At 36.4% G+C, this 23,295-nt stretch carries 23 protein-coding genes and 1 other annotated feature; of the genes, 21 read left to right on the forward strand and 2 right to left on the reverse strand.

Going from position 1 to position 23,295, the window contains the following annotated elements:
* Positions 1-45 precede the first annotated feature (45 nt).
* The 3 genes from aroC to gorA all read left to right on the forward strand — a co-directional run bounded on the left by aroC (position 46) and on the right by gorA (position 3,045).
* The gene (gene aroC, locus DQM95_RS04080; RefSeq protein ID WP_012658234.1) at positions 46-1,212 is read left to right on the forward strand and encodes a chorismate synthase; all 1,167 of its coding nucleotides are present in this window, start codon (positions 46-48) and stop codon (positions 1,210-1,212) included.
* Positions 1,213-1,275: 63 nt separating this feature from the next.
* Positions 1,276-1,614: a YlbF/YmcA family competence regulator gene (locus DQM95_RS04085; protein WP_037592282.1), complete on the forward strand. Its 339-nt coding sequence runs from the start codon at positions 1,276-1,278 to the stop codon at positions 1,612-1,614.
* Positions 1,615-1,692: 78 nt separating this feature from the next.
* A complete protein-coding gene (gorA, locus tag DQM95_RS04090) occupies positions 1,693-3,045 on the forward strand; it encodes a glutathione-disulfide reductase (RefSeq protein ID WP_196295943.1) in 1,353 nt (450 codons plus the stop codon).
* Between the two features lie 29 nt (positions 3,046-3,074).
* Here gorA and DQM95_RS04095 read toward each other — a convergent pair whose 3' ends face one another.
* Entirely contained in the window at positions 3,075-3,488 is a 414-nt protein-coding gene (locus DQM95_RS04095; protein ID WP_037592281.1) for a DUF6556 family protein, read from the reverse strand.
* 219 nt (positions 3,489-3,707) lie between these two features.
* On the opposite strand from DQM95_RS04095, the gene DQM95_RS04100 reads away from it, so the two are divergent.
* From DQM95_RS04100 to DQM95_RS04110, 3 genes are all read left to right on the forward strand, one after another.
* On the forward strand, positions 3,708-4,850 hold the full coding sequence (locus DQM95_RS04100; RefSeq protein WP_037592280.1) for a cysteine desulfurase family protein: 1,143 nt from the start codon (positions 3,708-3,710) through the stop codon (positions 4,848-4,850).
* A 1-nt stretch (position 4,851) separates the two neighbouring features.
* On the forward strand, positions 4,852-6,066 hold the full coding sequence (gene thiI, locus DQM95_RS04105; protein ID WP_037592279.1) for a tRNA uracil 4-sulfurtransferase ThiI: 1,215 nt from the start codon (positions 4,852-4,854) through the stop codon (positions 6,064-6,066).
* Positions 6,067-6,155: 89 nt separating this feature from the next.
* On the forward strand, positions 6,156-7,355 hold the full coding sequence (locus DQM95_RS04110) for a CapA family protein (RefSeq protein WP_037592278.1): 1,200 nt from the start codon (positions 6,156-6,158) through the stop codon (positions 7,353-7,355).
* A gap of 53 nt (positions 7,356-7,408) precedes the next feature.
* Here DQM95_RS04110 and DQM95_RS04115 read toward each other — a convergent pair whose 3' ends face one another.
* Complete coding sequence (locus tag DQM95_RS04115) at positions 7,409-8,317, reverse strand: nucleoside hydrolase (RefSeq protein WP_037592277.1); 909 nt, start codon at positions 8,315-8,317, stop codon at positions 7,409-7,411.
* 149 nt (positions 8,318-8,466) lie between these two features.
* Positions 8,467-8,538: a sequence feature (ribosomal protein L21 leader region), on the forward strand.
* Positions 8,539-8,571: 33 nt separating this feature from the next.
* On the opposite strand from DQM95_RS04115, the gene rplU reads away from it, so the two are divergent.
* The 15 genes from rplU (at position 8,572) to DQM95_RS04190 (ending at position 23,278) form a co-directional block, all read left to right on the forward strand.
* Positions 8,572-8,886: a 50S ribosomal protein L21 gene (gene rplU, locus DQM95_RS04120; protein WP_012658242.1), complete on the forward strand. Its 315-nt coding sequence runs from the start codon at positions 8,572-8,574 to the stop codon at positions 8,884-8,886.
* Positions 8,887-8,895: 9 nt separating this feature from the next.
* Entirely contained in the window at positions 8,896-9,219 is a 324-nt protein-coding gene (locus DQM95_RS04125; protein WP_012658243.1) for a ribosomal-processing cysteine protease Prp, read from the forward strand.
* A gap of 27 nt (positions 9,220-9,246) precedes the next feature.
* Entirely contained in the window at positions 9,247-9,540 is a 294-nt protein-coding gene (gene rpmA / locus DQM95_RS04130) for a 50S ribosomal protein L27 (protein ID WP_012658244.1), read from the forward strand.
* Positions 9,541-9,657: 117 nt separating this feature from the next.
* Positions 9,658-10,572, forward strand: a complete 915-nt coding sequence (locus DQM95_RS04135; protein WP_037592276.1) for a LysR family transcriptional regulator — start codon at positions 9,658-9,660, stop codon at positions 10,570-10,572.
* Positions 10,572-11,018, forward strand: coding sequence for a signal peptidase II (lspA, locus tag DQM95_RS04140; RefSeq protein WP_037592275.1), 447 nt, complete (start codon positions 10,572-10,574; stop codon positions 11,016-11,018). The genes DQM95_RS04135 and lspA overlap by 1 nt, the downstream gene beginning before the upstream one ends.
* A gap of 1 nt (position 11,019) precedes the next feature.
* The gene (locus DQM95_RS04145; protein WP_037592274.1) at positions 11,020-11,910 is read left to right on the forward strand and encodes an RluA family pseudouridine synthase; all 891 of its coding nucleotides are present in this window, start codon (positions 11,020-11,022) and stop codon (positions 11,908-11,910) included.
* A gap of 242 nt (positions 11,911-12,152) precedes the next feature.
* The gene (gene pyrR, locus DQM95_RS04150; protein WP_012658248.1) at positions 12,153-12,674 is read left to right on the forward strand and encodes a bifunctional pyr operon transcriptional regulator/uracil phosphoribosyltransferase PyrR; all 522 of its coding nucleotides are present in this window, start codon (positions 12,153-12,155) and stop codon (positions 12,672-12,674) included.
* 14 nt (positions 12,675-12,688) lie between these two features.
* Positions 12,689-13,951, forward strand: a complete 1,263-nt coding sequence (locus DQM95_RS04155; RefSeq protein ID WP_012658249.1) for a uracil-xanthine permease family protein — start codon at positions 12,689-12,691, stop codon at positions 13,949-13,951.
* A gap of 39 nt (positions 13,952-13,990) precedes the next feature.
* On the forward strand, positions 13,991-14,920 hold the full coding sequence (locus tag DQM95_RS04160; RefSeq protein ID WP_012658250.1) for an aspartate carbamoyltransferase catalytic subunit: 930 nt from the start codon (positions 13,991-13,993) through the stop codon (positions 14,918-14,920).
* A gap of 34 nt (positions 14,921-14,954) precedes the next feature.
* A complete protein-coding gene (locus DQM95_RS04165) occupies positions 14,955-16,055 on the forward strand; it encodes a carbamoyl phosphate synthase small subunit (RefSeq protein WP_037592273.1) in 1,101 nt (366 codons plus the stop codon).
* Between the two features lie 54 nt (positions 16,056-16,109).
* Positions 16,110-19,286: a carbamoyl-phosphate synthase large subunit gene (gene carB, locus DQM95_RS04170; protein WP_037592272.1), complete on the forward strand. Its 3,177-nt coding sequence runs from the start codon at positions 16,110-16,112 to the stop codon at positions 19,284-19,286.
* A 192-nt stretch (positions 19,287-19,478) separates the two neighbouring features.
* Positions 19,479-20,732 carry an efflux RND transporter periplasmic adaptor subunit gene (locus DQM95_RS04175; RefSeq protein ID WP_037592271.1) on the forward strand — a complete coding sequence of 418 codons (1,254 nt, stop codon included), beginning with the start codon at positions 19,479-19,481 and terminating at the stop codon, positions 20,730-20,732.
* Positions 20,732-21,442: an ABC transporter ATP-binding protein gene (locus DQM95_RS04180; protein ID WP_012658254.1), complete on the forward strand. Its 711-nt coding sequence runs from the start codon at positions 20,732-20,734 to the stop codon at positions 21,440-21,442. Before DQM95_RS04175 ends, DQM95_RS04180 begins: the two co-directional genes overlap by 1 nt.
* Positions 21,443-21,453: 11 nt before the next feature.
* Positions 21,454-22,677 (forward strand): ABC transporter permease, encoded by a 1,224-nt coding sequence (locus DQM95_RS04185; protein WP_012658255.1) that lies wholly within the window; start codon positions 21,454-21,456, stop codon positions 22,675-22,677.
* Positions 22,670-23,278 carry a TVP38/TMEM64 family protein gene (locus DQM95_RS04190; RefSeq protein WP_012658256.1) on the forward strand — a complete coding sequence of 203 codons (609 nt, stop codon included), beginning with the start codon at positions 22,670-22,672 and terminating at the stop codon, positions 23,276-23,278. The genes DQM95_RS04185 and DQM95_RS04190 overlap by 8 nt, the downstream gene beginning before the upstream one ends.
* Positions 23,279-23,295 lie beyond the last annotated feature (17 nt).

The raw sequence follows: 23,295 nt of genomic DNA on the forward strand, positions 1-23,295 counted from the left end.
AATAATGTTTTTCTTTATCCCTATAATGAAATTGGAGAATTTTCTATGAGATATTTAACAGCTGGTGAATCTCACGGTCCGTCCTTAACGACCATTATTGAAGGAATACCATCAGGTTTAGAACTAAGTTCAGAAGTTATTAATCTTGAGTTAAAAAGAAGACAGGGGGGCTATGGCAGGGGTGCCAGAATGACCATTGAAAATGATAAGGTCAGTATTACATCAGGTGTCAGACACGGCAAAACAACAGGTGCTCCCATTACATTAATTATTGAAAATAAAGACCACAAAAAGTGGACGGATATTATGGCTGTTGAAGACCTACCTGATAAATTGAAGCGAAAACGCAAGGTTATCCATCCGCGTCCAGGACATGCTGATTTGGTTGGAGGGATAAAATATGGTTACTCTGATTTACGAAATGCACTAGAGAGATCTTCGGCGCGTGAAACTGCTGCCCGGGTTGCTGTCGGTGCAGTAGCTAAATGTTTATTAAGTCAATTAGGTATAGAGACCATGCATCATGTCTCTGTTTTTGGCGGGGTTACTATTGATATTCCTGAGACACTAACCTATGAAGAATTAAGAACAAAGGCTCAAAAGTCAGAGCTTTCAATTGTCAACTCAGAACAAGAAGTAGAAATTAAAACCTATATAGACCAGATAAAGAAAGATGGTGATACATTAGGAGGGGTTGTTCAAACAATCGTGACTGGTGTACCTGTCGGATTAGGCTCTTATGTTCAATGGGATAAAAAATTGGATGCCAAATTAGCACAGGCAGTTATGTCAATAAATGCTTTTAAAGGTGTTGAATTTGGGGAAGGTTTTGCCATGGGATATCAAAAAGGTTCTGAGGTGATGGATGAGATTATTTGGAGTGAAGAAGAAGGTTATAGTCGCAAAAGTAACCATCTCGGAGGATTTGAAGGAGGGGTTACAAATGGTCAACCCCTCTTAATAAAAGGTGTCATGAAACCTATTCCTACACTTTATAAACCCTTGCAATCTGTAAATATAGAAACACATCAACCCTATAAAGCTAGCGTTGAACGCTCAGATCCTACAGCATTACCAGCAGCAGGTGTTGTCATGGAAAATGTGGTAGCAACAGTTTTAGCGCAAGAAATTTTAGAAAAGTTCTCTTCTGATACCATGAAAGAACTAACGAAAGCATTTCAAGACTACACCAACTATACAAAACGCTATTAAATAAAAGACAGAATGACATGAGTGTGTTAAGATACAAGTATAAAATGATAAAGGAGTAACAAAATGACACAAGAAATCTATGAGTATGCTAATAAAATAGAACGGGCACTTCGTAATTTGCCAGAATATAAAAAAGTCGTAGCCGCAAAAGAAGATATCGAAAAAGACAGTGAAGCTAGTAACATTTTTGAAGAATTTTTCAAATTACAAGCAAAGTTAAAGGAAATGATTCAAAACGGTCAAACGCCTTCTAACGAAGAACAAGAGACCATTCATCAATTAAGCGGTAAAATCGAGTCTAATGAGTTATTGAAGGCTTACTTTGAAGCACAACAAAGCCTCTCAGTTTACATTAACGATATTGAACGCATTATTTTCAATCCATTGAAAGACCTCATTTAGACATAAAAAAGGCGTTAAAGGAGGAACTGCTCTAAAAAGGGAGTTAGTTCCTTTTCTATCAAGTAGATAAGGGAGAAAATAGTGGAGCATTTTGATTATATTGTAATTGGCGGTGGTAGTGCGGGTATTGCTTCAGCAAATAGGGCTGCAATACATGGTGCAAAAGTCTTATTAGTTGAGGCTAATGACATTGGGGGAACCTGTGTCAATTTAGGTTGCGTTCCCAAAAAAGTGATGTGGTATGGTGCTCAAGTAGCCGAAACCATCCATACTTACGCAAAAGATTATGGCTTTAACATAGCAGAAAGTCAATTTCATTTTGAAACCCTAAAGAAGAACAGACAAGCCTATATTGATCGCATCCATGCATCCTATCAAAGAGGTTTTGAGACGAATGGAGTAACTCATCTCAAAGGATTTGCACGTTTTAAAGAAAGCCATCTTATCGAGGTTAATGGGGTTGACTACAGTGCCCCCCATATCTTGATAGCTACAGGTGGCAGGCCCAAAGTGCCAGAAATTCCGGGTGCAGAATATGGTATCACCTCAGATGGATTTTTTGAACTGGATGCTATTCCTAAGAGAACAGCAGTGGTTGGAGCAGGCTATATAGCTGTTGAAATTGCAGGTGTTTTAAATGCACTTGGTTCAAAAACATCACTCTTAGTCCGACATGATAGACCTTTAAGAGCATTTGATAAGGATATTGTCCAAAGCTTAGTGAAAGAGATGGTATCTGGAGGAATAGAATTAATTACAGAAACGAGTGTTGAAGAAGTCCTCAAAAATGACAATCAATCCCTAACCTTAAAACTTAATAATGGTAAAACTCTTGAGGTTGATCAAGTGATTTGGGCAATTGGTCGACAACCGAATGTTGACGGTTTTGGTTTAGAAAATCTGCCATTAACATTTACTGAAAAGGGATTTATCCAAACAGATGCCTATGAAAACACCTCAATTCCAGGTATTTATGCTGTTGGAGATGTCAATGGGAAACTGGCCTTGACTCCAGTCGCTGTAGCAGCAGGAAGACGACTATCAGAACGCCTTTTTAATCAAAAAACCAATGAAAAATTAGATTACGATAATGTCGCAACGGTTATTTTCAGTCACCCCTCTATTGGCTCAATTGGTTTAAGTGAAGAAGCTGCTATTGAAAAGTATGGGCAAGATAAAATTAATGTTTATCAATCACAGTTCACTTCAATGTATACAGCAGTGACAAGTCATCGTCAAGCTTGTTTAATGAAACTCATAACTCTTGGTCCAGAGGAAAAAATCATTGGCTTACATGGTATTGGTTATGGAGTTGATGAAATGATCCAAGGATTTGCTGTAGCTATAAAAATGGGGGCAACAAAAGCAGACTTTGATAACACAGTAGCTATCCATCCGACCGGTGCAGAAGAATTTGTCACCATGCGTTAAAAAGACCTTTCAAGTGAAAGGTCTTTCTTTTATGGGGTGCTTGTTGAACTAGTAGTACTCGATTGTGGACTCTCTGAAGGTGTTTGGCTATTTTCAGAAGGACTGGTGGTTGATGGTGTTGATTGGGATGAAGGTGTTGTTGGGATAGAGCTACTAGAGAGTGTTGTATCTGTTTGAGTTTCAGGTGATTGCTTCCCAGAGCTGTCTTTTTCAATAATTTTGACAATGGTAGATGTTGACTGTGGGCTTGAATCTTTTGAGCCTTGGTTTGATTCCGGATGTAAGGCTTTGTAAATCGTGATACTGGCAACAATAATACTTAAAATACTACCAATAAAGGCAATCGATTTTTGAAAAGCTGTTAAACCCGTTTTGATGTGTTTTGTTGGTCTTATTGTATTTTGAGATTTACTTTTATCTTGACGTGAATAATGTGAAGGCATATTTTCTCCTTTTCATTTTTAATTGAAACAACTCAGATAACTTATAAAAGTTCAATTCTTAGTATAGACTTGTAAGAAATTGAAGTCAATTATTTACCTTATCAAGCTATCTAGTTGATGTCAAAAAAACAGATTAAAACTTAAGCTTAAAGTATCTATTTTTTCCTTTTCATTAAATTGTGGTAAAATAGAGTATTGAGTAAAAAACGAAGGTGACAAATGATTTATTTTGATAATTCTGCAACAACGATTCCATTTAGTGAAGCTTTAAGAAGCTATCACGAAGTTTCCGAAAAAATATACGGGAATCCTTCTAGTCTACATGATCTTGGTACCAAATCGAGTCGGATTTTAAAAGCCTCCAGAAAACAAATAGCAGATTTGTTAGGGTGTAGCGAAGAAGAGATTTTTTTCACATCGGGTGGAACGGAAAGCGACAATTGGGCATTAAAAGGAACAGCTTTTGAAAAAGCCTCTTTTGGAAAACACATCATTGTTTCAGATATTGAACATCCTGCTGTAAAAGAAAGCGCTAAATGGTTAGCTACCCAAGGATTTGAAGTTTCTTTTGCACCAGTTGATCATAAAGGCTTTATTGATCTTGAAAAATTGAAAGCTTTAATTAGAAAAGATACCATTTTACTTTCAGTAATGGCAGTTAATAATGAAATTGGTTCGGCTCAGCCAATTGAGGCTATTTCATCAATTCTTTCTGATAAACCTGGCATTACCTTTCATGTAGATGCTGTGCAGGCCATTGGGAAACGACCTTTAAAAGATTATTTAACGGATCGTGTGGATTTAGCTTCTTTTTCAGGACACAAATTTCACGCCGTTCGAGGCGTGGGAATCCTTTATAAAAAAGCAGGTAAAAGAATAAGTCCATTACTTCATGGCGGTGGTCAAGAATCAGATTTACGTTCAACAACTGAGAATCTTGCTGGGATTGCTAGTATGGCAAAAGCGCTAAGGATGACAGTGGAAAATGAAGAAGTGGCCTTAAAGAGATTGACAAAGATGAAGTCAGTATTATATCAGGCTTTGAGTGCTTATGATGATGTTATGATTTTCTCTGAAATGGATCATTTTGTGCCAAATATCTTAACATTTGGTATCAAAGGTGTTCGTGGAGAAGTAATCGTTCATGCTTTCGAGAGTCATGGCATTTATATTTCAACGACCAGCGCTTGTTCATCAAAAGCCGGTAAACCAGCTGGGACCTTAATTGCTATGGGCGTCCCAGTAAAAGATGCTCAAACAGCTGTTCGAATTAGTTTAGATGAAACCAATAACATGGAAGAAATGGAACAATTTTTAACCATTTTTAAACAAATACATGAAAAAACAAAGAAAGTAAGATAATATGCAATACTCAGAAATTATGGTTCGTCACGGCGAACTATCTACAAAAGGTAAAAACAGAATGCGTTTTATTAATAAATTAAAACGTAATATTCAAGAAGTTTTATCACCGTTTCCAAATATAAAGGTCAGATCAGACAGGGATAGAACACATGTCTTTTTAAATGGTACTCCTTATGAGCCTGTAGCTGAAGCCTTAAAAAATGTTTTTGGTATTCAGGCTTTTAATCCTGTTTATAAACTGGAGAAAAATGTCGACCTTCTTATTGCTTCAGTTCAAGAAATTATGAAAGACTTATATGTTGATGGAATGACTTTCAAAATTTCAAGTAAACGGAGTGACCATCACTTTGAGTTAGATAGTAGAGACCTTAACTTTGTTTTAGGAAACGCTGTCTTTGATGTGTTACCTAACATTAAGGCACAAATGAAAAAGCCAGATGTTAATCTAAAAGTTGAAATTAGAGATGAAGCAGCTTATATCTCCCATGAAGAGATAAAGGGTGCTGGTGGTTTACCTGTAGGGACTTCTGGAAAAGGCATGCTTATGCTTTCTGGTGGCATAGATTCTCCGGTGGCTGGATACTTGGCACTAAAACGTGGTGTCGAAATCGAAGCGGTGCATTTTGCTAGTCCACCTTATACTAGTCCAGGTGCTCTCAAAAAAGCTCAAGATTTAACCAGAAAACTCACCAAATTTGGCGGCAATATTCAATTTATAGAGGTGCCTTTCACAGAAATTCAGGAAGAAATTAAAGATAAAGCACCTGAAGCTTATTTGATGACCCTAACCAGACGGTTTATGATGCGAATCACGGATGCGATACGTGCTTCTCGTAGTGGTTTGGTTATTGTCAATGGCGAGAGCTTAGGACAGGTAGCCAGTCAAACATTAGAAAGTATGCAGGCAATTAATGCCGTCACAGCTACGCCTGTCATTCGACCAGTTGTGACGATGGACAAGCTCGAAATTATAGAATTAGCTGAAAAAATTGATACCTTTAGCATTTCAATCCAACCATTTGAAGACTGTTGCACCATTTTTGCGCCAGATCGTCCGAAAACAAATCCTAAATTAAAAAATGTTGAAGAGTATGAAAAACGTTTTGATATCGATGGGCTTGTTCAAAGAGCTGTTAAAGGGATCAAAATAACGGAAATTAAACCAGAAGCAGAAGCAGATGATGTGGATCTTATGCTTGATGCGTTATTGTAAGAAAAAGAGATTTTCCATGGAAAATCTCTTTTTTATTGAGAAATTGAGACAACAAAATGCTATAATGAGTAAGAAAGGAGGCGGAAATAGTGGTAAAAAACAGACATTATATGAAAATAATTGTTTCTTGTTTAACATTTATCTTCGCTACTCTCTTATTTTCACTCGTTTATGATTTTTTAGGTTTTCACCGTCATGACCAACTTGGTCAAAGCATTGAAAAAAGTGATATCACAAAAACGGCACAAGTGGTTGCAAACGGAGATATACTATTGCATGATGTTTTATATACAAGTGCAGAAAAACCGGATGGAACATACGATTTCACTCCCTATTTCGAATATGTTAAAGAACGGATTTCAAAGGCTGATTTGGCTATAGGTGATTTTGAGGGTACCATTAGTCCGGATTATCCTTTAGCTGGCTATCCTCTCTTTAATGCACCCAGTTCAATCGCAAACGCAATGCAATCGATAGGTTATGACGTGGTTGACTTGGCTCACAATCACATCCTTGACTCAGGTTTAGATGGAGCTTTGAATACCCAATCGACTTTTGAAAGATTAGGGTTGTCGACTATTGGAATCTATAAGAAAGATCGTCAATCGGAGAACTTTCTCATTAAAAAGGTCAATGGTATTAAAATTGCGATTTTAGGTTATTCCTATGGCTATAATGGCATGGAAAGCAATTTAACAGATGATGAGCAAGAAAAACATCTATCAGATTTTAACAAAGATAAGATGAAGGCTGAAATTCAAGAAGCTGAAGCAAAAGCAGATGTTACTATTGTTATGCCACAATCAGGCACAGAATATGCCTTGGAACCAACAGAAGAACAACAATCACTCTATCGCTCTATGATTGATTGGGGTGCAGATGTGGTTCTAGGTGGTCATCCCCATGTAGTGGAACCTGCTGAAACGATTGTCAAAAACCATGAGAAGAAATTCATTATTTATTCAATGGGAAATTTCATCTCCAATCAGCGTTATGAAACTTTAGAAGATATCTGGACAGAAAGAGGTCTTCTGATGGATATTACCTTTGAAAAAAAAGCTAAAAAAACAATTATAAAGACGGTTAAAGCTCATCCTACCATGGTACTTGCAAAACCCAAAGGCACTTTTGCAAAGGAAGGATATGAACTATACAACTATCGCACCTTAGTTTTAGAAGATTTTATTGAAGGTGGTAAATATCGAAACCAAATCGATCAAGAGACGCAAGAAAAAGTGGATGTCGCTTATAAAGAAATGAATGAACATGTTCAATTGAATTGGAAATAATCATTTTAAAAAGCAAAAAGCCAAGCTGACATGAGCTCGGCTTTTTCTGTTATTTATATAAATTGTGAAAGCATCCAATTTTCAAATTGCTCTGGATCGACATTTAAACAAACTTTTTTAGTTTCTAATTTTTCTGGTACAGGTTCGTATTCAGAATTCGTAATAATTGCGCCGGTAGCAAGTCCTTCAGTAATAACTCGCAAATATTTCATTTCTGTTTTAAAGAGATCAGGCTGCGTTAGATATGCTATGGTACTTGCATCGTGAATGGTCATTCCGTGGTCAAGGCCATGGCCTCCATAATGTTCAAAGAGTTGGTATAACATTTCCCCAATCTGCCCAGTCTCTTTTATTTTTAAAGCTGCCTGTCTATACAAAAGAGCTTTCTCTGTTACATCTAAACCAATCATTGTCAGTGGAATTTCTGATTTAAAAACCAGATCTGCTGCGTGAGGATCGCTAGCAATATTAAACTCTGCAATAGAGGACGTATTGCCACCATGAATAGCTCCTCCCATCATGACAATTTCAGAAATATGATTTTTCATTTCTGGATACATGGCTAGCAGTAGGGCAAGATTTGTCATTGCGCCAATTGAGACAATTGTAATATCTTTGGAATGTTTTAAGATAGTCTGACGCATAGCTTCAACAGCATGCATATCTAGCGGCGCTTGAGCAGGTGTAGGAAAATCGTAGCCGTCCATACCAGTTTCCCCATGAATACTTGGTATGGTCTTTAGTTCTTTCAATAGCGGTTTTTCCGAACCACGTGCAACTGGTACATCTGCTTTCATAAACTCTACTAATTTTAAAGCATTAGTAGTCGCCTGATCAACAGTCACATTTGCGCCAACAGTAGTAATAAGACGAACAGTGAGATTAGGGTGCTTTAAGGCAAGTATGATTGCTGTAGCATCATCAATACCAGGATCCGTATCAATAATAATATTCTTTTTCATATGAAACCCCTTACTTTTTATCAGTTATTATGATAGTATCATTTTAATGCTATTCTGAAAATAGAAAAAATAAAAAGTCTTCTCTTTCAAAGAAAAAAACTTGCAAAAAAATCCAGTTAGTGATAGACTTGTAATGTTGACTAAATGCACATCCTGTGCAACCGCACGAAAATCGTTTAAGTAGAGAAATCTCACGATTCCAGGCGAGTCTTCACAGAGGGAAACCTCGTCAAAATATTTATAGGAGGTGCATCATGAGCACATACGCAATCATCAAAACTGGTGGAAAACAAGTTAAAGTTGAAGTAGGTCAAGCTATCTACGTTGAAAAAATTGACGCTGAAGCTGGCGCAGAAGTAACTTTTAACGAAGTTGTTCTTGTCGGTGGTGACAAAACTGTAGTTGGTACTCCAATTGTTGAAGGAGCTACTGTTGTTGGAACTGTTGAAAAACAAGGAAAACAAAAGAAAGTTGTTACTTTCAAATACAAACCTAAAAAAGGTAGTCACCGTAAACAAGGTCATCGTCAACCTTACACTAAAATTGTCATCGACGCTATCAACGCTTAATGTTATCTGATGATTAAAGCAATTTTTACACGTGACAAAGATGGTTCTTTAGTCAGTGCTAAGCTGACGGGCCATGCTGGAAGTGGTGAATATGGCTTTGATATTATCTGTGCCTCGGTAAGTACCTTAGCGATTAACTTTGTTAATTCAGTCGAAGGGCTAACGGATGTACAACCAAGTCTGATACTAAATGAAGTTGAAGGTGGGTATATGAAAATTTCTATCCCACATGACAATCAGGAGAAGGTTCAACTCTTGTTTGAATCATTTCTTCTGGGAATGACAAATTTGTCCGAGAATTCTCCAGAATTTGTGGACACACGCGTCATCTAAATTTATTTTAAGAGAGGAAACAACATTATGTTAAAAATGAATCTTGCTAACTTGCAACTTTTCGCCCACAAAAAAGGTGGAGGTTCTACATCAAACGGACGTGACTCACAAGCAAAACGCCTTGGCGCTAAAGCTGCTGATGGTCAAACAGTTACTGGTGGTTCAATTCTTTTCCGTCAACGCGGAACTCATATCTATCCAGGTGTGAACGTTGGCCGTGGTGGAGATGACACACTTTTCGCAAAAGTTGAAGGTGTTGTACGTTTTGAACGTAAAGGTCGTGACAAACGTCAAGTATCTGTTTACCCAGTTGCTAAATAAGACTTAAATTGTATATAGAAGAGTTACCTATTTTTTGGGTAACTCTTTTCTGTTGAAGAGATGCTTTGAATCACTTCTTTATGGTATAATAACAATTACCAAATTAAGGATGTAAAAATGAATATACAACAATTAAGATACGTTGTGGCTATAGCTAATAATGGAACTTTCCGAGAAGCGGCTAATAAGCTTTATGTGAGTCAACCTAGTCTTTCTGTATCCATAAAAGACTTAGAGGAAGAATTAGGATTCCAAATTTTCAACCGAACAACAACGGGAACAGTCTTAACAACTCAAGGACTCATTTTTTATGAAAAAGCTTTGGAAGTCGTTAAGTGTTTCGATTCTTTTGAAAAACAATTTTCGGAATCTGAGCTTGATCAGAATGAGTTTTCAGTGGCAAGTCAACATTATGATTTTATGGCACCAATTATCACTAAATTTGCTGAAATAAGTGCTGAACACAAATTACTTCGTCTCTTTGAAACAACAACAATTCAGATTTTAGACGAAGTCGCTCAAGGAAATAGCGAAATTGGTATTATCTATCTGAATGCGCAAAATCGTAAGGGTCTTTTCCAGCGTATGGAGAAGCTAGGTCTTGAATTTACAGACTTGATGTCATTTCAAACCCATATTTATTTAGGAAAAAACCATATTCTTGCAGAAAAAGAAGAACTGAGATTAGCAGATTTGGAAGGTTTTCCGGTTGTTAAATTCACACAGGAAAAAGATGAGTATCTCTATTACTCTGAAAACTTTGTTAATACAAATGAAACAGGTCTTATTTATAATGTAACGGACAGAGCTACCTTAAATGGGATTTTGGAGCGAACCAATGCTTTTGCTACAGGATCTGGATTTATTGATCGCAATAGTGTTAATGCCATAAAAGTTATCCCTTTGATTGACCACTTGGAAAATAAAATGGTTTATATTAAACGTCAAGACAAAGATTTATCTCTTGCTGCCGTCACTTTTATAAATTTACTTAAAGACTATTTTGAACAATTTAAAGAGAAAGATAGATAATGAGATTAATGAAATTATGTTTGGGGTCGCTTGTCCTTATTGCTTTAGACCAACTAAGCAAATTGTGGATTGTCACTCATATTGGTTTGGGACAGGTAAAATCATTTCTACCTGGTCTGGTAAGTTTGACCTATTTGCAAAATAGAGGCGCAGCTTTTTCAATCCTCCAGAACCAACGATGGTTTTTTACCATCATTACCTGTATAGTGGTGAGCGCAGCTTTTATTTACTATATCAAAAGAGCACCAATGTCAAAGTTAAAGGAATGGGCCCTAATCCTGATTATTTCAGGAGCCATTGGTAATTTTATTGACCGTATGCGCCTCAGTTATGTGGTTGATATGATTCACTTAGATTTTATGAATTTTGCCATTTTCAATGTTGCCGATTCCTATCTATCGATTGGTGTTGTGCTTTTGATGATTATCCTTTGGAAAGAAGAGTGAGATGGAACTTATTATAAAGACTGGAGGGGCTCGTTTAGACAAGGCTCTCGCTGACTTGACGGATTTATCCAGAAGTCAAGCAAATGATGAAATAAAAAAAGGTACTGTTTTAGTAAACGGTGAACCAGTAAAAGCTAAATACACTGTTAAGGAGGGAGATATCATCAGTTATCAACTTCCTGAAGAGGAAATATTGGATTATGAAGCTGAAGATATTCCAATTGATATTGTTTATGAGGATGAAGATTTAGCTATTATCAATAAAGCTCAAGGCATGGTTGTTCACCCATCTGCAGGTCATAGCTCTGGTACTTTAGTTAATGCACTTTTGTATCATATCAAGGATTTATCTACTATAAATGGGGTGGTACGCCCTGGAATTGTCCATCGGATTGATAAAGATACCTCAGGCCTTTTAATGATTGCCAAAAATGATAAAGCCCATCATATTTTGGCGGACGAACTAAAAGCCAAAAAATCATTAAGGAAATATCTGGCCATTGTTCATGGAAATCTACCAAATGATCGTGGAATGATTGAAGCTCCAATTGGTCGCAGTGAAAAGGACCGTAAGAAGCAGGCTGTTACTGCAAAAGGAAAAGATGCCATCACTAGGTTTCAAGTGGTGGAACGGTTTGGAGATTTTACGCTTGTTGAGTTAAGTTTAGAAACTGGCAGAACACATCAAATCAGAGTGCATATGGCTTATATTGGGCATCCAGTTGCAGGTGACCCTTTGTATGGACCTAGGAAGACCTTGGCTGGTAACGGTCAATTCTTACATGCTCAAACTCTAGGTTTCACACATCCTAGTACCGGTGAAATGGTTACTTTCACAGCGGAACCACCAATCATTTTTAGGCAGACACTTGAAAAGCTTAGAAATAGATAGATTAATCTTTCTAGGTTTATTCAATAGTGTTCCAAAAAAGATAAAAAAATAGAAAAAGCACTTGTTTTTATTTTTGAAATTTGCTATACTATTAAAAATTTGATATTCCTTTAAAACGGTCCCGTGAGGCTGTCAAGGAGACAATTCAAGACATAAGTGTACGCTTTTTGGTGTACGATTATTTTGTGAAATCTCCTTGTTTTCAAGGGGATTTTTTTTTGTAACTATTTAGGAGGATTTTGATGAAGAAAAAGGAAATCGTTGATGATGTTACTATGAAACGAGCTATCACTCGTATTACCTATGAAATTATTGAACGAAACAAAAGTCTAGACAACCTAGTGTTGGCCGGTATTAAAACAAGAGGTGTTTATCTAGCAAGACGTATTCAAGAACGATTAAAACAACTTGAAGGCATAGAACTTCCAATTGGAGAACTTGATATCAAACCATTTAGGGATGATATGAAAGTTGAAGAAGACACAACAGATATGCCATTTGATATTAATGGTAAGGATGTTATTTTGGTTGACGATGTTCTCTATACAGGAAGAACAATTCGAGCAGCCATCGATAATTTAGTTAGTCTTGGCAGACCAGCACGTGTTGGGCTAGCCGTTTTAGTTGATAGGGGTCACCGGGAGTTACCCATTCGAGCTGATTATGTTGGGAAAAATATCCCAACAAGTAGTATCGAAGAAATTGTTGTCGAAGTTATCGAAGTTGACGGCAAGGACTGTGTTAGTATCGTAGATCCATCATAAGAAGGGAAGAAAAAATGAAAGAAATCATGTATGATGTTGAAGAAATGCCAAAAGCAGGAATGCTCATAGGCTTATCTTTCCAACACTTGTTTGCTATGTTTGGGGCTACCGTACTTGTTCCGATTTTAGTTGGAATAGATCCATCAGTAGCCTTATTATCAAGCGGTCTAGGAACACTAGCACATCTTAGTGTAACCAAATTTAAAATTCCTGCCTATATGGGTTCAAGTTTTGCCTATATTGCAGCCATGCAAATGTTGATGAAGACAGATGGTATTGGAGCAGTTGCACAAGGGGCTATCACAGGTGGTTTCGTCTATCTGATTGTCGCATTGATTGTAAAAGCTATTGGAAACGATTGGATTGACAAGATTTTGCCACCAGTAGTCGTTGGTCCAATAGTTATGGTGATAGGATTAAGTCTTGCCACAACTGCCGTAAATAGTGTTATGCTAAACAACGGAAAATATGATTTGACCTATCTTTTGATAGGTATGGTTACACTTTTAGCTGTTATCTTCTTTAATATATATGGAAAAGGCATTATCGCCATCATTCCAATTCTATTGGGATTACTGGTAGGTTATCTTTTCACCTTAATGATTGGAATGGTAACTGGTCACGAAATTATTCAGTTTGCAGCAGTTGCCAAGGCTAAATGGATAAGCATACCTAGTGTTCACATTCCTCTCCTTAGTTATGGTTTCAAATTTTACCCAAGTGCAATCTTAACTATGGCGCCTATTGCCTTTGTAACCATGACAGAACATTTTGGTCATGTTATGGTATTAAATAGCTTGACTAAAAGGGATTATTTTAAAGATCCTGGACTAGAAAAAACTTTGACTGGAGATGGTTTAGCTCAAATCATTGCAGGTTTCCTTGGTGCTCCGCCAGTGACATCTTATGGAGAAAACATTGGCGTTATGGCACTCAACAAGATTTTCTCAGTTTATGTCATTGCAGGTGCGGCCGTCTTTGCAGCTTTACTCAGCTTTGTTGGAAAAATTTCAGCTCTTATTCAATCCATTCCGTCACCAGTTATCGGTGGGATATCAATCGCTTTATTTGGTGTCATTGCATCTAGCGGCTTAAAAATTCTCATTGAATCAAAAGTGGATATGGATAATAAGAAGAATCTTTTAATTGCTAGTGTTATCTTAGTTTCTGGTATTGGTGGTCTAATGCTTCAAGTAAATGGCCTTCAAATTTCAGGAGTTGCTTTCTCAACAATTCTTGGAATACTCTTATATCAAATCTTACCAGAAAATAAATAAAGTCACTTCATCATTCAAGCGAGTAAAGGGGAGAAAATCATGCCAGTCATCAATAATCAAGTTGTTTTAAAGCATTTAGTGTCCATGGAACTTCTAACAAATGAGGAGGTTCTAGGGCTCATTAGTCGTGGTTCGGAATTTAAAGCGAAAAATGTTCCAATTGCAAACAATAGTCACTATTTCACTTCAAATCTCTTTTTTGAAAATTCTACACGAACTCATAAGTCATTTGAAATGGCTGAGCGACATATGGGGCTACAGGTTGTTGAATTTAATACAGATACGAGCTCTGTAAATAAAGGTGAAACCTTATATGACACTATCCTAACAATGAGTGCTTTGGGTGTTGATATCTGTGTGGTAAGACATCCAGAAGTTGATTATTACCAATCACTTATAAAGAGCCCAAGTATTACAGCGTCTATCGTAAATGGAGGCGATGGTTCTGGTCAACACCCTAGTCAATGTTTACTTGATTTGATGACAATTTATGAAGAATTTGGTCATTTTGAAGGTCTAAAAATAATGATTGCTGGAGATTTAGTACATTCTCGTGTCGCAAAATCCAATATGCAAATTTTGAAACGTTTAGGTGCAGAGATTTATTTTTCTGGTCCTGATGAATGGTATTCAAAAGAATTTGAAGCATATGGCGAATATCGAAAAATTGATGACATTATTGATCAATTGGACGTTTTAATGTTGTTGCGTGTGCAACATGAGAGACACAATGGCTCAGCTGGTTTTAGTAAAGAAGAGTATCATAAAAACTTTGGTTTGACCGAGGAACGGTACGAAAAATTGAAAGATACAGCAATTATAATGCATCCAGCCCCAGTTAACCGTAATGCCGAAATTGCTGACTCCTTAGTTGAAGCGAAAAAGGCGAGAATTGTTGCTCAAATGGAAAATGGTGTTTATGTCCGTATGGCCATTTTAGAAGCCATACTAAATGGTAGATCTGCCTAATGGTACAACTGGATTTAGAAAGGGGACATATCGCATGACAAAAAGACTATTAATTTTAGAAGATGGCACAATATTTGAAGGAACTGCAATTGGAGCAGATATTGATACAATAGGTGAATTGGTATTTACAACAGGCATGACTGGATATCAAGAAACCATTTCCGATCAATCTTTTAATGGACAAATAATTCTTTTCACCTATCCCCTAATTGGTAATTATGGCATTAACCGTGATGACTCTGAATCAATCCAACCAAGTTGTAAAGGGGTTATTGTTTCGGAAGCTAGTCGATTGGCAAGTAACTGGCGAAACGAAATGAGCCTCCATGACTTTTTAGTTTATAAAAAAATCCCTGGTATTTCTGGAGTAGATACCAGGGCTTTAACTAAAATCATTAGAAAAAATGGAACCATGAAAGCTACAATTGTCAATGGTGGTGATAGTTTAGAACACATCATGGACCAATTTAGGGCAACGGTTTTACCAAGCAATCAAATCGAATTAGTTTCAACTAAGAAAGCCTATGTGGTACCTGGAGTGGGTAAAAAGGTAATTCTTGTAGATTTTGGAGTCAAAGAATCTATCTTAAAAGAGCTTGTAAGACGTTCTTGTCATGTAACAGTCTTACCCTTTGATGCGACTGCTGAAGAAATTTTAAAAGAGCATCCAGATGGTGTTATTCTTTCAAACGGCCCAGGTGATCCCAAGAGTCAAATGGCTGCTTTAGATATGATAAGAAGTATTCAAGGTAAAGTTCCTCTTTTTGGGATTTGTATGGGACATCAATTATTCTGTTTAGCGAATGGAGCAGATACTTACAAAATGACCTTTGGTCATCGTGGAATGAATCATGCTGTTCGTGAAATTGCTACCGGAAAAGTTGATTTTACGAGCCAAAATCATGGATATGCAGTTGATCGAAAATCTTTGCCGACATCCTTATTAATTACCCATGAGGATATTAATGACTTATCGATTGAAGGTGTTAAACATAAAGATTACCCTGCCTTCTCAGTTCAATTTCATCCAGAAGCATCGCCTGGTCCACACGATACTACCTATTTATTTGATGATTTCATCGAAATGATGGAGGTTTTTAAGGAAAATCAAAAGTCGTCCTTGGAAAGAAAGTAAAAACTTGATATTTAATGTTTTCCCGAGAGTTAACAAATATAGAGAGGAAATAAAATGCCTAAACGTACGGATATCATAAAAATTATGGTTATTGGATCTGGTCCTATTGTCATAGGTCAAGCAGCAGAATTTGACTATGCAGGAACACAAGCCTGTCTAGCTTTGAAAGAGGAAGGCTATGAGGTTGTTTTGGTTAATTCCAATCCAGCAACCATAATGACAGATAAGGAAATTGCAGATAGAGTTTATATTGAGCCTTTAACGACTGAGTTTGTGAGCCGAATTTTAAGGAAAGAACGACCGGATGCCTTATTGCCAACATTGGGTGGGCAAACAGGTCTCAATTTGGCAATGTCTCTGTCAGAAACAGGTATCTTAAATGAATTAGGCGTTGAATTATTAGGAACAAAATTATCAGCAATTAATCAAGCAGAAGATAGGGAACAATTTAAAGCTTTAATGAAGGCATTGAAGCAGCCAATTCCAGAATCTGACATTGTACATTCTGTTGAAGAAGCTTTGCTTTTTGCAAGTCAGATAGGTTATCCAGTTATTGTTAGGCCAGCATTTACACTTGGAGGAACTGGTGGTGGCATTTGTACAAATGATATTGAATTAGAGGATATTACTGCTAAAGGCTTAAAACTATCTCCTGTAAATCAATGTCTCATTGAAAAATCAATTGCAGGATTCAAAGAAATTGAATATGAAGTTATGAGAGATTCTGCTGATAATGCCTTAGTTGTCTGTAATATGGAAAACTTTGATCCGGTTGGCATTCATACAGGGGATTCCATCGTTTTTGCCCCGAGTCAAACGCTCTCCGATTATGAACATCAGCTCTTAAGAGATGCAAGTTTAAAAATTATTAGAGCTTTAAAAATTGAAGGTGGTTGTAATGTCCAACTAGCGCTTGATCCCAATTCATTTGATTATTATGTCATCGAAGTTAATCCCAGAGTATCTAGATCTTCAGCTTTAGCTTCAAAAGCGACGGGATACCCCATTGCAAAAATAGCCGCCAAAATTGCCATAGGTTTACAATTAGATGAAATGATTAATCCAATTACAGGTAAAACCTATGCTATGTTTGAACCTGCCTTAGACTATGTCGTTGCTAAAATGCCGCGATTCCCATTTGATAAATTTGAAAGTGCAGACCGTCAATTGGGAACTCAGATGAAAGCAACAGGAGAAGTGATGGCCATAGGACGTACAATTGAGGAATCATTACTCAAAGCTTGTCGCTCATTAGAAATAGGTATCTATCACAATGAGTGCAAAGAGTTTTCTCTAGTAGATGATCAAGAGCTACTAATGAATCTAATAAAGGCACAGGATGATCGCTTATTTTATCTTTCAGAAGCATTAAAAAGAGGGATGACGATAGATGAATTATCTCAGCTTACAAAGATAAATCCCTTCTTCTTGGACAAATTGTTGCATATTTTAGAAATTGAAAGACAGCTTAGTCTAGAAAAATGGCAAAAGTGGCCACTAGAACATGCCAAAAAATATGGCTTTTCCGATAAAAAAATAGCAGAATTATGGCAAGCTTCAGAAAGTGATATTAGAGATTTTAGGATTCAACATGGCATTAAGCCCGTCTATAAAATGGTTGATACCTGTGCAGCCGAATTTGAATCTCAAACCCCTTACTATTATTCGACTTATGCCGTCGAAAATGAATCACAAGCAAGTCCAAACAAATCGATTTTGGTCTTAGGTTCAGGACCAATCAGAATTGGTCAGGGTATTGAATTTGATTATGCTACTGTTCATTCTGTCAAAGCAATCCAAGCAGCGGGATATGAAGCTATAATCATGAATTCAAATCCTGAAACGGTTTCTACGGATTTTTCAATTTCTGACAAGCTTTATTTTGAACCGTTAACAGTCGAAGATGTCATGAATGTCATTGATTTGGAAAGACCTGAAGGGGTTATTTTACAGTTTGGAGGTCAGACAGCTATCAATTTAGCTGAAGCCTTGGATAAAGCCAATGTGCCCATTTTAGGTACTCAAGTAAGGGATTTAGATAGAGCAGAAAATCGCCAGTTATTTGAAAAAGCTTTGCATGCCATCAATATACCACAGCCATTAGGACAAACCGTTACAAACGAGCAAGAAGCCTTGCAAGTGGCTAGAAGAATTGGTTTTCCAGTGTTAGTTAGACCCTCTTATGTAATAGGGGGAAGAGCTATGCAAATCGTTACCCAAGAAGAAGATTTGTTAACGTATATGCAGTCTGCTGTAAAGGTTAGTTCTGATCAACCAGTATTAATTGATTCCTATATTTTAGGTCAAGAATGTGAAGTGGATGCTATTTCGGATGGTCAGGATGTTTTGATTCCTGGAATTATGGAACATATTGAAGCAGCAGGAGTACATTCCGGAGATTCCATGGCAGTGTATCCACCTCAAAATCTGTCAGAAGATATCATCCAGACAATAATTGATTATACAAAGCGCCTGGCAATAAACTTAAACTGCAAAGGGATGATGAATATTCAGTTTGTTGTTAAAGATAAAACGGTTTATGTTATTGAAGTCAATCCCAGAGCTAGTCGAACGGTCCCATTTATGTCAAAAGTAACTGGTATTCCAATGGCTCAAGTTGCGACTAAACTGATATTAGGTTCAAGCTTAAAAGAACTGGGATATGAGGATGGCTTATACCAGAAGTCTTCTCTTGTTCATGTTAAAGCTCCTATCTTTTCCTTCAATAAACTTTCCAAGGTAGATAGTTTACTTGGTCCAGAAATGAAATCGACTGGCGAAGTGATTGGATCTGATAGTAGTCTTGAAAAAGCATTATATAAAGCCTTTGAAGCAAGTTATATGCATGTCCCGGATTTCGGTAATATCATCTTTACCATCTCAGATGACCAAAAGGCAGAATCGTTAAGACTGGCAAAAGGTTTTAGTGCACTTGGCTATCGTATTTTTGCAACATCTGGAACATCTGACTATTTTTTGCAACATCAGCTTAAGACTCAGAAAATTCACAAAATTGGAGAGCAATCAGATCATATTCTTGAATTAATGAAATCAGGCAAAATACAAGCAGTGATTAACACAGATAGCAAAAATGGGATGATGAATCGAGATGGACAGTTGATACGTTCTATCGCAAATGAGCAAGGGATTCCGCTATTTACCTCATTAGATACTGCTAAAGCCATGCTTCGCGTTTTAGAAAGTCGCAGCTTTTCAATCCAATCCTTATGAAAAAGTCATCCTTCTAAAAGGATGACTTTTTATTACAAAATTGTCATTTTGCTAATGATTTTTTATGTTAAATTAAAAACATAGACCTTTATATTAAATATCCTTCACAAAAATGTAATGTTTTTTCTTGACAAGTTTTTTAAAAGGTCATATACTTGTCTTATATTAATAATACAAAATTGGGAGCATGGTATGTCTAGAGGAAGAACAACTAAAATGTCTAAAAAAACAAAATATATCATTTCTGGTGTCATAGTCGCATCAATTGTCTTAATTGGAGGGATTTTGTATTTTCAGCAGAAGAATCAATTAACTGAAAATGACCAAAAAGTTGATTATTCTACTGTAAATGTCAAAGAAGGGACAATTTCTTCGACAACACTTCTTTCAGGGACTGTTAAAGCTTTGTCAGAAGAGTATGTTTATTTTGATCAATCAAAAGGGACAGATGCTACTGTAACTGTTAAGGTTGGTGATACAGTATCTGAAGGTCAGCAGTTGGTCCAATATAATACAACAACAGCTCAAGCTGCCTATGATACTGCTGTAAGAAATTTAAATAAAGTTGGTAGGCAAATTAATCACCTCAAAACTTATGGAGTTCCTGCCGCAAAAACAGAGATTATACCTGGAGAAGGAGAGGAAGTTCAGAGCAGTCAAGTAACGATTCCGCCAAGTCAACAAGAAACAGCTAGTTATAATCAACAATTACAAGACTTAAATGATTCCTATGCTGATGCTCAAGCAGAGGTTAATAAAGCACAAGAATTGTTAAACCAAACAGTTATCGTGAGTGGTGTTTCGGGAACAGTGGTTGAAGTTAATAATGATGTGGATCCTTCTGCCAAAAATAGTCAAACACTTGTTCATGTTGCTTCTGAAGGGCAACTACAAGTAAAAGGCACATTAACAGAGTATGATTTAGCTAATCTTAAAGTAGGACAAAATGTAAAAATCAAATCAAAGGTATATGCAGATAAAGAGTGGACTGGAAAGATAGCTTATATATCCAATTATCCAATGGAGAAATCTGTATCAACTTCTGATACCGCAGCGACCGGTGGAACAAGTGCATCAAACTATGAATATAAAATTGACATAACGAGTCCTATTGAAGAACTTAAACAAGGTTTTTCTGTTTCTGTTGAGGTATTGAACGAAGAAAAACATTTACTTGTTCCGGTAAGTGCACTAGTTCAAGAAAAAGATAAACATTATGTGTGGGTTTACGATGATAACAATTCTAAAGTTACAAAAACGGAAGTTACCATTGGAAATGCCGATGCCAAAAGTCAAGAAATTTTAACCGGTTTAACCGTTGGTCAAATTGTCATCTCAAATCCTGATAAGGAGTTAAAAAATGGTCACAAGGTAGAAAATATTTCATCAGAAGATCTTGAACAAAAGAATAAAAATGACAAAAAAGAAACTGGGGAGAATAAGTAGTGGCTGATGTTAAACAAGAACTTATTTCTTTAAAAAATATCGTTAAGAGCTATAAAAATGGTGACCAGGAATTACAAGTGCTTAAAGGTATCAATCTTGAGGTATATGAGGGTGAGTTTGTAGCCATTATGGGACCTTCAGGTTCTGGTAAGTCAACATTGATGAATATTATTGGACTCTTAGATAGACCGACTAGTGGTGATTATTCATTAAATGGAAAAAAAGTTGAAACTCTAAGTGACCGTCATCTTGCATCTGTTCGAAATAAAGAGATAGGATTTGTCTTTCAACAATTTTTTCTACTTTCTAAGCTGAATGCCTTACAAAATGTTGAACTACCATTAATCTATGCTGGAGTATCTGTTTCTCAACGTCGTCAGTTAGCAAAACAGTACTTGGAGAAAGTGGAACTAGAGAAACGAATGAAACACCTTCCCTCAGAGTTATCTGGTGGTCAGAAGCAAAGAGTAGCCATCGCGCGTGCTTTAGTCAATAATCCTTCAATTATTTTAGCTGATGAGCCGACAGGAGCTCTTGATACAAAAACAGGCGAACAAATTATGGCACTATTAACAGCTCTAAATCGTGAAGGAAAAACAATTATTATGGTCACGCATGAACCAGATATTGCTGATTATGCCACCCGAAAAATTGTTATTAGAGATGGGGAAATAACAGCTGATACTACTGAAAGTGTTCGCATTGAGTAAGGGGGGAAGCTATGGAAAATTGGAAATTCGCACTCAGCTCAATTTGGGGACATAAGTTAAGGTCTTTATTAACGATGCTGGGGATAATTATCGGAGTGGCAGCGGTTGTAATCATTATGGGATTGGGAAACTCTATGAAAAATAGTGTGACAAATTCCTTCTCTAGCAAGCAAAAAGAAATAAGAATTTATTATAAAGATAAAACTGAAGAAGAAAATCCCTTTGGAATATTTGGGACAGACGATAATAAACGGCTTGTTAAACATGAATGGTTAGAACATATTGTTAAAAGTATAGATGGCATTGATTCTTATTATTTTACTAATAATACGTCTTCAACAATCTCTTTCGGTAAACGAAAGATGAAAGATGTCAATATTACTGGAGTAAGTAAAGATTACTTTAAAATAAAAAAATATAACATTGTTGCTGGTCGAACCTTGAATGATCAAGATTATCGTAATTTTTCTAGAATTATTTTTATTGATACAGCTTTGTCAGATGAGTTGTTTGGAAACAAGCAGTATGAAAAGGCTCTAAATAAAGTCGTCTCATTAAAAGGGAAGGATTATTTGGTTGTTGGCGTTTATAAAACCGACGAGTCTGCAATTTCAATGACAGGACAAATTATGGGCGGTGCGGTTATGGCAAACACTCAAGTTTCTTCAGAATTTAATGTTAACGAAGTTGGTGCTATCTTCGTCCATGTCCAAGATGTTAAAGAGAGTATTCCACTAGGAAAAGAAGCTGCAAGGATGTTAACAGAATTGTCACATGTTAAAGACGGTAAATACACCATTCCTGATAATAGTAGCTTTATCGATAGTGTAAATAAGCAATTTGGAATAATGACAACTGTTATTGGTTCTATTGCAGGAATTTCATTATTAGTTGGTGGAATTGGGGTAATGAATATTATGCTAGTTTCAGTGACTGAGCGAACAAGGGAAATTGGATTACGGAAGGCTTTAGGAGCAACTCGATTAAAAATTTTAACTCAGTTTTTAATTGAATCTGTTGTTTTAACTATCTTAGGTGGTATAATTGGGTTACTACTAGCTTATGGTGCGGTAGGTGGACTGGGAAGTTTGTTAAAACTAAAAGGTGCTACTGTATCTTTTGATGTAGCCATGATTGCAATATTGTTTTCTGCAACCATCGGTATTATTTTTGGTCTCCTTCCTGCAAATAAGGCAAGTAAATTGGATCCTATAGAGGCTTTGAGATATGAATAACTTTGGATTAAAACATGCCAAATTAAAAAAACTCTTTAAGATAATTGGTATTTTATCCATTCTATTTTCAATCATTTTTGTAGCTTATTTAGTCGGTAAAATTGATATTTTTAATAACCCTAAAGCGTTATCAGAACTGATCAAAAATCATATTGTATTGGGTTCGGTATTATTTTTTATCTTTCAAATTATTCAAGTTGTCATTCCTATCATTCCAGGAGGAGTGACAACAGTGGTTGGCTTTTTAACTTTTGGACCCTACCTAGGCTTTTTGTTGAATGTCTTAGGGATAATGATTGGTTCAGCTATTCTTTTTCTTCTAGTGAGAAAATTTGGAAAACCATTTATTCAATTATTTATTGAAGATGATAAAATCCAACTCTATGAGAAAAAATTAGCTACTAAAACCTATGAGCGTTTCTTTATCTTAAATATGATTTCACCAATGGCTCCAGCAGATGTTATGATTATGATTACAGGACTTAGTCAAATCAGCTTTAAGCGATTTTTGGTGATTATTTTGATCTGCAGACCTATTTCCATGATAACCTATAGTTATTTTTGGATTTATGGCGGTCAAGCCCTGAGACATTTATTTTAATGCCATTAATGACTTCT

Origin of the sequence: Streptococcus uberis, from assembly GCF_900475595.1 — a bacterium.
Taxonomy (GTDB): Bacteria; Bacillota; Bacilli; order Lactobacillales; family Streptococcaceae; genus Streptococcus; species Streptococcus uberis.